We start from the raw sequence: 11,749 nt of genomic DNA, 5'->3' as shown, positions 1-11,749 counted from the left end.
ACCGGTGGCATTGCATCACTCAAATTGCGAGCGCTTGTAGTAGCCGGAGTCAATCAGGACCTTCTCCCAATTGCTCTTGTAGACCACGACCGGCTTGAGCAGATAGGAGGGTACCACCTTGACGCCGTTGTTATAGGTCTTGCTGTCGTTGACGGTGACCTGCTTGCCGGCGAGGGCCGCATCCACCATGTCGGCTGCCACCTTCGCGAGGTCGCGGGTATCCTTGAAGATGGTGGAATATTGTTCGCCGCGCAGCATCGCCTTGATCGACGGCACTTCCGCATCCTGCCCGCTGATGATCGGCATCGGCTGATCGGCGCTGCCATAGCCGACGCCTTTCAGCGAGGAGATGATGCCGATGGAAAGGCCGTCATAGGGCGACAGCACGGCATCGACACGCTTGTTGCCGTAGTACGCGCTGAGCAAGTTGTCCATGCGGGCCTGAGCTGTCGCACCGTCCCAGCGCAGGGTCGCGACCTTGTCCATGCCCATCTGCCCGCTGACCACATTGAGCTTGTGGCTGTCGATGTAAGGCTTCAGCACCGACATCGCGCCGTTGTAGAAGAAATAGGCATTGTTGTCGTCGGGCGAGCCGCCGAACAGCTCGATGTTGAATGGCCCTTTGCCATCCTTCAGCCCGAGCCCTTGTTCGATCGATTGCGCCTGCAGCACGCCCACCTGGAAGTTGTCGAACGTCGCATAGTAATCGACGTTTGGCGTGTCCCGGATCAGGCGGTCGTAGGCGATCACGGTGATGCCGGCGGCCTTGGCCTGCTTGAGCACGTCCGACAGCGTGGTGCCGTCGATGGCGGCGATGACAAGGGCTTTCACGCCCTTGGTCACCATGTTTTCGACCTGCGAAAGCTGGTTTGGAATATCGTCCTCGGCATATTGCAGGTCGGTGCCGTAGCCGCGCCCTTGCAGCGTCTTGACCATGTTGTTGCCGTCATCGATCCATCGCGCGGACGATTTTGTCGGCATCGCGATCCCGATCGTCGGCTTGTTTTGGGCTAATGCGGCGTTACCTAGTACGATCGCGGAAAGGCCCGCGAGCACAAGCGTTGCGAATGTGGTTGTTAGCTTCGGCATTTCTTCACTCCCTTTGTTTCTTTTCGAAAACTCGATTGACGCGCTGGAATTTCTTGGTGTCCCTTACGCGCTTGCAAGCTTGACGTCCGGCTCGCTGCGCCCCCGGGCAGCGATATCAAGTAGAAAGGTGCAGCCGGCCTGTGGATCGGCGTCACGCGCCGCTCCGTCCATGCCTTCCCACGCCGTGGTGACCAGAAGTTGCGACAGTCTTGGTCCGACGAAGACCGGGCAACTCGCCTGTCGCGCCGGCACATGCAGAGAGCGCAGGTGTCTGCCTTGGGGGCTATAGACGTCGACGCAGCCGCCACCCCAGCAGGCATTCCAGATCAGGCCGTCGGCATCGACCACGGCGCCGTCAAGGCCACCAATGCCGCGGTGGCGCAGCAAGACCTCGGGCGCGCCGCGCGGCAGCCCTGTCTGCGGATCGAGGGGCACGCGGTACAGCACGTTCTCGGCTGTGTCGGCGAAATAGCCGATCGTGCCGTCGATCGAGAAGCAGATTGCGTTCGGAATGGTGATGTCGGGAAAGAGGCGCAGGATTTCTCCGCGATGAAGGGCGTAGATGGTGCCGGCACGAGGTTCCGCTTTGCGTCCCATCGTGCCGATCCAGAATGTTCCTGAGGGATGTACGCGTCCGTCATTGGAGCGGGTGAGGGGATTATCAGCCTCTAGCGGGCGATAGAGGGTCGTCGCACCGTCAGCGACGTTGCGGATATAAAGACCGTCCGCCGCGGCGATCAGTTGGCGCGCCGCATCGATGCGTGCAAGGGCGCTCGCCATGCGGCCGAGTTGATGAATATTGATGCGGCCGCTTGAAAGACGCGCCTCGAACAACCGACCTTCGAGAATGTCGAACCACCACGCGGTGTCGGTCGTCGCATCGTAGGTCGCGCCCTCGCCGAGATGGCAATGCTCCGCGCAAAGAACGGAGGTCGGCACATGCTCGATCATGTCGGTCTCCTGCCTCCTTGCGCCTGCGAGAAGCGATAGCCGGTGTGGTGACGACAGGCGTCCGGACTGTCGGCAGTCGAACGGGCCGCGCCGTTCGGCAGGACGGCGGCTCGGATGATTCCCCGGATCAAAGTTGACGACGGCGAGACGCCGCCGCTCCCTGACCGGGATCGGTTATGGTTAGACCCAGCCGCCATCGACGATGTAGTTCTGGTTGGTGCAGGCGCCGCTGTCCTCGGCGGCGAAGAACAGGACGACGCGGGCGATGTCGTCCGGCACGAGCTTGCGCTTGAGGCATTGGCGCTGCATGAGTTCGGCCTCACCTTCGGGCGTCAACCACCGATCCTGCTGCCGCTCTGTCATGATCCATCCGGGCAGGATGGAGTTGACCCGGATGTTGTTCGGCCCGAGATCGCGGGCGAGCGCACGGGTGAGGCCCTGAACCGCTGACTTGGCGGTGGTGTAGCAGGGCATGTTGCCCTGGCCGATCACCCAGCTCACCGAGCCCATATTGACGATTGCGCCGCCCCCTGCATGCTTCATGTCCGGCGCAACCGCCTGGGCGCTGAAGAACTGATGTTTCAGATTAACCGCGATCCGCTCGTCCCAATATTCGGGGGTGACGTCCTCGATCGAGTGACGGTCGTCCCGGGCCGCGTTGTTGACCAGGATGGTGATCGGCCCGAGCGCCTCGCGGACGCCGGCGATCGCGCGTCGCAAAGCGCCGATGTCGCGCAGATCGGCGTGCTCGAAGTGCACACTCGCGTGCGCCGGCAAGCTGGCCAGGAGTTGCTTTGAGGCGTCGATGTCGATGTCGATGAAACTGACGCGCGAACCCTGATTGACGAATTGGCGGACAATGGCTTCGCCGATACCGGAACCGCCGCCGGTTACGAGCACAGTCCGGTTCTTGAGGCTTGGATAGGTGGCACCCTGCATTGGCATCCTCTCGATTTGGCGCCTGAAGGGCGTCGGTTGCGTTTGCTGCGCCCTGAGCATGGGCCGCAGCTCCCGGTATTCACTCGGTCGTCTCCATGTGGCTTCGATCCACGACCCTTAGCGTTCGCCGCACCATGCCGTCGACAATTGCCGCCGACTCGCTCGGACGCACATATATTGCCGTGGACTTGAGCAGCCATGGCAACACCGCCTGATCGAGCCGTTCCTGATAGGCACTACGCATCATGTCGAAGGCCTGCACGCCGGGACCCGCCAGGATGACATGATGCGGGCGCAGCACTGATATCGTCGTGGCGACCGCCTCGGCAAGCGCGTGGCCCGCCTGCCGGAACAAGTGCTCAAGACGGGGATCGCCGCCTCGCGCTCGCTCGCGCAGCAAAGCCATCTGCGCTTCGGACGGTTGCTGCGACACTGCCGGCGGCAAGTCGAGAAAGGTGCGGGCGTCGCGGTAGAGCGCATAATCGGCGAGATGGGCCTCGATGCAGCCGCGCTGACCGCAGCGACACTGCGGACCGTTCGGCGCCAGCTTGACATGGCCGATCTCGCTGCCCGCGCCGGCACCCAAGCGCGCTTCACCGTCGACGACGACGCCCATGCCGACGCCATGGCCCACCATGATCGTGGCCGTGAGGCCCTGCGCCAGCGCCGGTTCCGCGGCTGCGAGGGCCAGCGCAACGGCGACCGCGTCGTTCGCCATCACGACCTCGACGCCAAATGACTGGCGGACCGGCTTCGCCAGGTCGACGTCTGTGACCGACAGTGCCGGACTCCACAGTTGCCGCCCGGTATCGCCGTTGACGATGCCCTGGAGCGCAATTCCGATTCCGAGCAGCCGATGCCGCGGCGTGGCGGTCGCGTCAAGCATGGCGCCGATCTGTGCGATCACCAGATCGCACAACGCGTCCGCATCGAGCGCGCGCGTCGCGAGTTCAAGTCGCGATTGCGCCAGGCCGGCGCCGCTGAAATCAGCGATCAATGTCTCGATCAGATTCATGCGCAGCGAGACGGTAACGACGCGGCCAAATTCAGGGTTCAGGGTCAGCAGGGTCGCCGGCCGGCCTCGGCGACGGCCGTTCAGCCCGTCCGCGTCCTCCTCATCGGTATCGTCGGGCCACAGCGTTGCCGCCACCGTCTCCGTCTCGGCTTCGCACAGCAGTTCTTCCGCCATCAGTTTGGACGTGATGGCGGAAATGGCCGGGAAGCTCAGCCCCGTGCTGCGTGCGAGCTCGACGCGCGGCAGTGGCCCCTGACGTCGCAAGACCTCGACGAGCCGGCCACGATTCGATCCGCGGGCCAGGCTGGAAGCGCGTCTCAGTGGCTCGGGCTGTTCGTTCATGTGTCCCCTTTAGTTCATTTGATGAAGTTATTCAATGAGAGCGACTCGAGTGCAGGCGCAAAAAGTACGGAAAAGAAGCAAGAGTGGCGGAAATGCATCATTGGGAAACTATTGTTGGTTGAGGTGGCAATGGAGAGCGTCCTTGACTGGACATTTTGTCGCGATAATTTATTAGTTACGTGAATAAAATAAGGCGCGAACAAGCGTCGCGTGTGAAATCCCCTCATTGGGGGTGTCGACAGGGAGGTGCACATGAATGACTCAGTGAAAAAATTGATCGCGCCGCTATTGGCGGGCGCAGCCGCGCTCGTGATCGCGACGGGGATGGCGCAGGCACAGCAAAAGAAGACCATTGCGCTGGTGACCAATGTTGCGGCCGACTTCTGGACTATCGCGGGCCGCGGGCTCGAGAAGGCGCAGAAAGAGCACCCGGACTACAATATCGAGCTAATCGTTACCAACGAAGGAACGGCGGCGGGCCAGCGGCGCGAATTGGACGACCTCCTGGTGCGTGGAGTTGCCGGCATCTCTATCTCCGTCGACGATGCGCCGCATGCAACCGAAGAACTCAACAAGGTTGCGGCCAAGACCGTGCTGATCACGACGGATAGCGACGCGCCGCAGAGCAAGCGTCTCGCTTATATCGGCACCGACAACGTCGCGGCCGGCCGGCAGGCGGGCGAGGAGATCAAGAAGGCGCTGCCGAACGGCGGCAAGATCGCGTTGTTCGTCGGAACAATGGACGCTGACAACGCTCGCGAGCGGGTGCAGGGTATCAAGGACGCGATTGCCGGTACCAAGGTCGAACTGGTCGACGTGTTCACCGACCAGGTGGACTTCGCCAAGGCCAAGGCGAACATGGAGAACGTGCTCGTCAAATATCCCGACATTGCGCTGTTGTCCGGCCTGTGGAGCTATGAGACGCCGCTGATCTATGACGCGGTGAAGGCCGCGGGCAAGGCGGGCAAGGTGAAGATCGTCGGCTTCGACGAGGACCAGCGCACGCTGCGGGGCATTTCCGACGGCACGATCGAATCCACGGTCGTGCAGCAGCCGTATGAGTTCGGCTACCTCTCCGCTACCAACATCATCAAAACCTTGAATGGCGACAAGTCCTGGATCCCGGCGGACAGCAAGCTGATCGTGCCGACCAAGGTGATCAATAAGTCCAATGTCGCCGAGTTCACGGCAAATCTGAAGGAGCTGCTGAAGAAGTAACATCAGCATGCTCATCGCCCGGCTGCCGCAAGCTGCCGGGCGATGAGCCGGAGGAACCGCTAAATGGCAGAGACGCTGCTCGAACTCATCGGGATCAGCAAGACGTATCCCGGTGTCAAGGCTCTCGATGATGTCAACCTGCGCGTGTATCGCGGCGAGGTGTTGGGCCTGATCGGCGAGAACGGCGCCGGCAAGTCGACGCTAATGCGCGTGCTGGGCGGCGTGATCGCGCCGAGCGAGGGCGTGATCCGTATCGGCGGCAACGACCACGCCCGGATGACGGTGAATGAGGCGACGCAGGCCGGCATCGCCTTCGTGCATCAGGAGCTGAACCTGTTCGAGAATCTCGACGTCGCGGCCAACGTCTTCATCGGGCGCGAGAAGCTCACCGGCGGTCCGCTGAAGCTGGTTGACAACGCGGAGATGCGCGCCCGCGTGACGCCGCTACTGGAGCGGCTGGGCGCCGATTTCACGCCGGACACGCTGGTCGACAACCTGTCCATCGCCGAGCGCCAGATGGTGGAGATCGCCAAGGCACTCTCGATTGACGCCCGTGTGATCATCATGGACGAGCCGACCTCCAGTCTGACGATTTCCGAGACTGAACGGCTGCTGGAGGTGATTGCCGACCTGAAGGCGCACGGCATCTCGGTGATCTATATTTCTCACCGGCTCGGCGAGATCATGACCTGCGCTGATCGCGTCGTGGTGCTGCGCGACGGCCGCACGGTCGGGGAGCTGGCGCGGAACGAGCTGAGCCATGCCGCCATGATCCGGCTGATGATCGGCCGCGACCTGAAGGCACTGTATACGCCGCCGATGCGGCCACCGCAGCCCGGCGGCTGCGATATCGCCGGCCTTGTGACATCAGCCTTTCCCGACCGGCGGATTGACCTGTCCGTGCGGCGCGGCGAGATCCTTGGCTTGGCAGGGCTGGTGGGCGCAGGTCGCACCTCGCTTGCGCGCGCGGCCTTCGGCATTGACCCGCTGCTGGGTGGCGAGATCAGGATCGACAACACGCCGGTCGGTGTCGCCTCACCGCGGGACGCGATCAGGCAAGGGATCTATCTGGTGCCGGAGGACCGCAAGAAGTCCGGGCTGGTGCTGGAGCTGCCGATCCGTGAGAACGTGACGCTCGCGAACTTGCTGAACTATGCGCGGATGTGGCTGGTGAGCGGCGCGGCCGAGCGCAAGGTCGCAAAGCAACAGGCCAGGAGCCTGTCCATAAAGGCGCCGAGCATCGATATCGAGGCCGTGACGCTCTCCGGCGGCAACCAGCAAAAAGTCGTGCTGGGCAAATGGCTTTCGATGCAGCCGCGAGTGATGTTCTTCGACGAGCCGACCCGTGGCATCGATGTCGGTGCCAAGAGCGAGATCTACGCCTTGATGCGCGAGCTCGCCGACCAGGGCGTCGCCATCGTGATGATTTCTTCGGACATGGAGGAGGTCATCGGCGTCTCCGACCGGGTCGCAGTGATGCACGAAGGCAGTATCAGCGGCGTGCTCGAGCGCGACCAGTTCAGCGAATACAACGTGTTGCGGCTTGCGATGGGCCAGACACTGGAAACCATGGAAGCCGCTGCGTCATGATGAAGAAAGAACTGGGCCTATTTCTGCTTCTGGTGGTGGTGTTCGCCATCACAGGCGCGATCAACCCGGCCTTTCTGTCGTTGGTGAACCTGCTGAACATGGCCAATCTGATCGGCCTGTTCGGTGTGTTCGCTCTCGGTGAGGGGCTCGTGATCATCACCGGAGGCATCGATCTTTCGCTCGGCTCGATGTTCGCGCTGCTCGGTGTCGTCTTCGTCGACCTTCTGACGACGTATCAGATCTATTGGCCCTTCGCGCTGTTGCTGGTCCTGCTGGGCGGGCTGGCGCTGGGAGGCATCCAGGGTTTCCTGATCACGCGGCTGAAGATGCAGCCCTTCATCGTGACCTTGTGCGGATTGCTGATCTATCGCGGTGTCGCGCGCTACTACACGAGCGATTCGACGCGCGGCTTCGGCTACGGTGACGAGGCGAGCACGCTGAGCAACATCGCCTCCGGCAATATCGCGGGCATCCCGAACACCTTCATCTTCCTGATCATCCTGGCGCTGATCCTCGGCGTGCTGCTGCACCGCTCGGTCTACGGGCGTTGGCTCTATGCGGTGGGCAAGAACGAGGAAGCGGCGCGCTTCTCCGGCATCAGCACAAATATCGTGATTGCGACGGCCTATATCATCAGCGGCGGGCTCGCCGGCGTCTCGACCGTGCTGTTCGTGTTCTACACCAACTCCGTCTCTCCGAGTTCGTTCGGCAACTTCTACGAGCTCTATGCGATCGCGGCCGCCGTTCTCGGCGGGTGCAGCCTGCGCGGGGGGGAGGGCTCTATTCTAGGCATCGTGCTGGGAACGGCGCTGCTGCAGGTGCTGCAGAACTTGGTGAATATCTTGGGCATCCCCAATTCGCTGAACTTCGCGGTGATGGGGACGGTGATTCTGCTCGGTGTGCTGGCGGATCAGCAATTGCAGGCCCGTCGGCGGCAAAAGATGGCGCTGGCTGGGCTGGCTCGAACGGCGCCGAGATCTACGCCTGCGCAAGAAAAGCAGAGCGCGTCGCCGCGTGGAGCAACTGCGTTGCCAACGAGAACGGGCGACCATGCATGAGAGCGCAATACAGGAAATCTACGGGGCGCGTTCCAGGCTGCAGGGCTTTGGGCCGGAACGTGACAAAAAAGGACAAAGCCGGGGACGCTGGGAGTGCAAAAATGTTGCATAGGTCTGTAAACGCGGCACGTCTGTGCGGCGTGGGGATTGCTTTGTCATCCCTGTTGAGCGGTGGGGCATATGCCGCTGATCTTTTGACGAAAGCTCCGCCTCTTCCTTATGCGGAGACCGACGATTTCTGGACAAGGCCGTATCTGTTCGGCGATCTCGGCAGAACCAAGCTGAAGGAACAAGGCATCGATATCGGCCTGACGCTGGGCAATGAATCCGTCGGCAACCTGTCGGGAGGAAGCAGGAACACCGCGGCCAACGCTGGACAGTTGTGGTTCGGGGCCAAGTTGGACATGGGGAAGCTTGCCGGTATCCCCGGTGGCACGGTCGGCCTTACGCTGGTCGACCGCTTCGGCGACAATCTGAACAGCGAGGCGGGCATTCCGGCCCTGCAACTGACCAACGAAGTCTTCGGCCGCGGCAATATTCTACGCCTGACCCAACTCTACTACTCTCAGAAGTTCTTCGACGATCACCTTGAAATCAAGGGCGGCCGTCTTCCGGTGGGCTCCGACTTCTTCTTCGGTTTGTGCGAGTTCATCAACCTGACCTTCTGCGGCGGTCAGCCTGGCAATATCCAGGGTGGCTACATCTATAATTGGCCGGTGAGCCAATGGGGCGGTGTGGTCCACTACAACTTTGCCAAGGAATTGACGTTGTCGGTCGGTGTCTATGACGCCAATCCGAATTATCTGACGACCTCAGACTCCAGCGTTTACTTCTTGCCGGGCGTGCCGGGCTCGAGCCGGGCCTCCGGCGTGCTGGTGCCGGTGGAGTTGGTCTGGGCGCCGAGCGGTCCGTTGAGCGGAACCTGGAGATTCGGCGGCTGGTATGACGATGCGTCGACGATTGATGGTGGCCTCCCGGGTATCATCACGACCATCCCGGGCGTCGGCGGTGTCCCGGACCAGAATCTGGGCGATCAACGAGGCCGCTATGGCTTCTATGAGTCGATCCTGCAGCGGTTGACCGTTGAGGGTCCGAAGGCGCAAGGTTGGTATACCTTCCTCAACACGACCGTTGCCGATCACCGGACGTCGTTCCAGGACTACCAGATCGCCCTGGGCTTCAAGCACACCGGAACGTTTTCCTGGCGCCCGGACGACGAAGTCGGCTTCGCGGTGGGCACGACCCACGTGAATTCTGCCGCTCTCACCCCGAATGCGGGCGGCAACGAAGTTCCGATCGAAGTCTGGTACGGATGGCAGGCGACGGGCTGGATGAACCTCAAGTTCGACGCACAGTATGTGATCAATCCCGGCGGGCGCGGGTACAATGGAGCCGGCGTGAAGACCGATAATGCCGTGGTCCTTGGTATGCGCACCGAGGTTCACTTCTGATGCGACGGTAGCCGTCCGGGTCAAAGCACTGAGCGACCCTGACGCGGTGTGAGGGATGGGCCATGCCGGGGTCGAGCAATCCTCGCGAGGGAGGGTTCGCTCGGCGACCGCGCATGCGCCTGGGTTCGATCCGCAACCGCGTTCGGGACACCAGAAATATCTGGACATCGCTGGTCAACCAGCCCGTCTGAACGAGGCCAACCATGGTAACCCCTCCTGCTGCCGGACAACCGGTCCTGGAGTTGAAGGGCATCGGCAAGGAGTTCGGCGCCATTCGCGCCCTGCACGACGTCGACATGCGCATCTTTGCCGGCGAGGTGGTTGGCTTGATGGGAGACAACGGCGCCGGCAAGTCGACGCTGGTCAAGGTCATCGCTGGCAATTTCCCGCCGAGTCACGGCGAGATTTGTTTTGACGGCAAGGTGGTTCATTTCACCCGTCCGATCGATGCCCGCGCCGTCGGAATCGAGGTGGTCTACCAGGACCTTGCGCTTGCCGATAACCTCACGGCGGCAGCCAATGTGTTCCTCGGCCGCGAGCTCAAGCGCAAGCTCGGTCCGTTCGCCTTTCTCGATCACAAGGCGATGGCGGCGCGGGCGCTGGAGCTGTTTGGAGAACTGCGCTCGGAGACCCGTCCGCACGACCTCGTCAAGCAGATGTCGGGCGGCCAGCGTCAGGCGGTCGCGATCGCGCGGACGCGGCTCTCCAATGCGAAGCTCGTGATGATGGACGAGCCGACAGCCGCGATCTCGGTTCGCCAGGTCGAGCAGGTTCTGAGCCTGATCCATCGACTGAAGGAGCAGGGCGTCGCGGTCATGCTGATCTCGCACCGCATGCCTGACGTGTTCGCGGTCTGTGACCGTGTCGTCGTCATGCGGCGCGGCGAGAAGCGCGCCGACAAGGCGATCGGCGAGACCAGCCCCGAGGAAGTCACCTCCCTCATCACGGGAGCGAAGGAGACTGCGTGATGGCCACCCCCCTGGAATCTCGCATCACCTTCAGCAATGTCGGCAAGGCCAAATGGTGGCAGACCGGTTTCTTTGCCTCGCAGACCGGATATGTCCTGCTCGCGCTGGTGGCGCTGTTCGTGGTGATGAACTTCGCCAGCCCCTATTTCTTCACTGAAGGCAACATGCAGAACGTGGCGAAGAACTTTTCCTTCATCGCCATCGCCACGCTCGGCATGACCTTCGTCATCATCACCGGCGGCATCGATCTCTCGGTCGGCTCGATGATGTGCTTTTCCGCGATGATCACCTCGATGGTCATGACGCATCTCTCGACACCGGGCGCGCCCGGGGCGGAGTGGTTCGTGCACCTGGCGGCCGACGGCAAGACCGTGATCGCCAATGTCCCCGGTTTGATCCTGCTGGTCTCGGTCCTGGCGGGGCTCGGCGTTGCTTTGCTGGTCGGCCTCGTCAACGGCTTCTGTATCGCAGTGCTTGAGCTGTCGCCCTTCGTCACCACGCTCGGCATGCTCTCGATCGTGCGCGGCCTCGGCTACGTGGTCTCCAACGGCCGCGGCAGCTTTCCCGGCGGCCCCGACGCCGATTATTTCTATGCGCTGACATCGGGCGTCGTGTTCGGCATGCCCGCGCCGTTCGTCTATCTCGTGATCCTCGCGGTGGTGATGGCGACCGTGCTGCATCACACCAGTTTCGGCCGTCACGTCTTTGCGCTCGGCGGCAATGAGAAGGCGGCTGCGCTGACCGGCATTTCTGTCGTGCGCGTGAAGATCGAGGTTTACGTGATCTGCGCGCTCGCAGCGGGACTGCAGGGGATCATCGTCTCCGGTTGGCTGGGATCGGCGCCCGCGAACATGGCCACGTCCTACGAGCTCAACGTCATTGCCGCCGCCGTCATAGGTGGCGCCAATCTCGCCGGCGGCGTCGGCGGCCCGCTCGGGGCCATCGTCGGCTGCGCCCTGCTGGAGGTGATCCGCAACGGCCTCGTGCTCGCGCAGGTCAACTCCTATTGGCAGCAGGCTCTGGTGGGCGTGATCATCATCGCGGCGGTGCTGGTCGATCGCCTCCGCTCGCGCATGGCTTAAGGAGTTTCATCCCGGAGGATCATCATGTTCGTCTATCCGCCTCCCG

General features: G+C 62.3%; 10 protein-coding genes. 6 read left to right on the top strand and 4 right to left on the bottom strand.

Features of this window, described 5'->3' with window-relative positions; genetic code table 11:
• Positions 1-15 precede the first annotated feature (15 nt).
• The 4 genes from chvE to P6U25_RS22675 form a co-directional block, all read right to left on the bottom strand.
• Positions 16-1,089, bottom strand: a complete 1,074-nt coding sequence (gene chvE / locus P6U25_RS22690) for a multiple monosaccharide ABC transporter substrate-binding protein (RefSeq protein ID WP_407146994.1) — start codon at positions 1,087-1,089, stop codon at positions 16-18.
• Positions 1,090-1,152: 63 nt separating this feature from the next.
• On the bottom strand, positions 1,153-2,040 hold the full coding sequence (locus P6U25_RS22685) for an SMP-30/gluconolactonase/LRE family protein (RefSeq protein WP_407146993.1): 888 nt from the start codon (positions 2,038-2,040) through the stop codon (positions 1,153-1,155).
• A 180-nt stretch (positions 2,041-2,220) separates the two neighbouring features.
• The gene (locus P6U25_RS22680; RefSeq protein WP_407146992.1) at positions 2,221-2,979 is read right to left on the bottom strand and encodes an SDR family NAD(P)-dependent oxidoreductase; all 759 of its coding nucleotides are present in this window, start codon (positions 2,977-2,979) and stop codon (positions 2,221-2,223) included.
• Positions 2,980-3,058: 79 nt separating this feature from the next.
• Entirely contained in the window at positions 3,059-4,336 is a 1,278-nt protein-coding gene (locus P6U25_RS22675; RefSeq protein ID WP_407146991.1) for an ROK family protein, read from the bottom strand.
• Between the two features lie 252 nt (positions 4,337-4,588).
• On the opposite strand from P6U25_RS22675, the gene P6U25_RS22670 reads away from it, so the two are divergent.
• The 6 genes from P6U25_RS22670 (at position 4,589) to P6U25_RS22645 (ending at position 11,703) form a co-directional block, all read left to right on the top strand.
• Positions 4,589-5,554: a sugar-binding protein gene (locus P6U25_RS22670; protein ID WP_407146990.1), complete on the top strand. Its 966-nt coding sequence runs from the start codon at positions 4,589-4,591 to the stop codon at positions 5,552-5,554.
• A 63-nt stretch (positions 5,555-5,617) separates the two neighbouring features.
• Positions 5,618-7,144 (top strand): sugar ABC transporter ATP-binding protein, encoded by a 1,527-nt coding sequence (locus P6U25_RS22665; RefSeq protein WP_407146989.1) that lies wholly within the window; start codon positions 5,618-5,620, stop codon positions 7,142-7,144.
• A complete protein-coding gene (locus P6U25_RS22660; protein WP_407146988.1) occupies positions 7,141-8,202 on the top strand; it encodes an ABC transporter permease in 1,062 nt (353 codons plus the stop codon). Before P6U25_RS22665 ends, P6U25_RS22660 begins: the two co-directional genes overlap by 4 nt.
• A 101-nt stretch (positions 8,203-8,303) precedes the next feature.
• Positions 8,304-9,653, top strand: coding sequence for a carbohydrate porin (locus tag P6U25_RS22655; protein WP_407146987.1), 1,350 nt, complete (start codon positions 8,304-8,306; stop codon positions 9,651-9,653).
• A gap of 203 nt (positions 9,654-9,856) precedes the next feature.
• Positions 9,857-10,621 carry an ATP-binding cassette domain-containing protein gene (locus P6U25_RS22650; protein ID WP_407146986.1) on the top strand — a complete coding sequence of 255 codons (765 nt, stop codon included), beginning with the start codon at positions 9,857-9,859 and terminating at the stop codon, positions 10,619-10,621.
• Positions 10,621-11,703, top strand: coding sequence for an ABC transporter permease (locus P6U25_RS22645; protein ID WP_407146985.1), 1,083 nt, complete (start codon positions 10,621-10,623; stop codon positions 11,701-11,703). The genes P6U25_RS22650 and P6U25_RS22645 overlap by 1 nt, the downstream gene beginning before the upstream one ends.
• Positions 11,704-11,749 lie beyond the last annotated feature (46 nt).

Source organism: Bradyrhizobium sp. ORS 86, from assembly GCF_045571475.1.
In the GTDB taxonomy this organism is placed as follows: domain Bacteria; phylum Pseudomonadota; class Alphaproteobacteria; order Rhizobiales; family Xanthobacteraceae; genus Bradyrhizobium.
The sequence above is the reverse complement of the archived record's forward strand: the minus strand, read 5'-3'. Positions and strand labels throughout refer to the sequence as shown.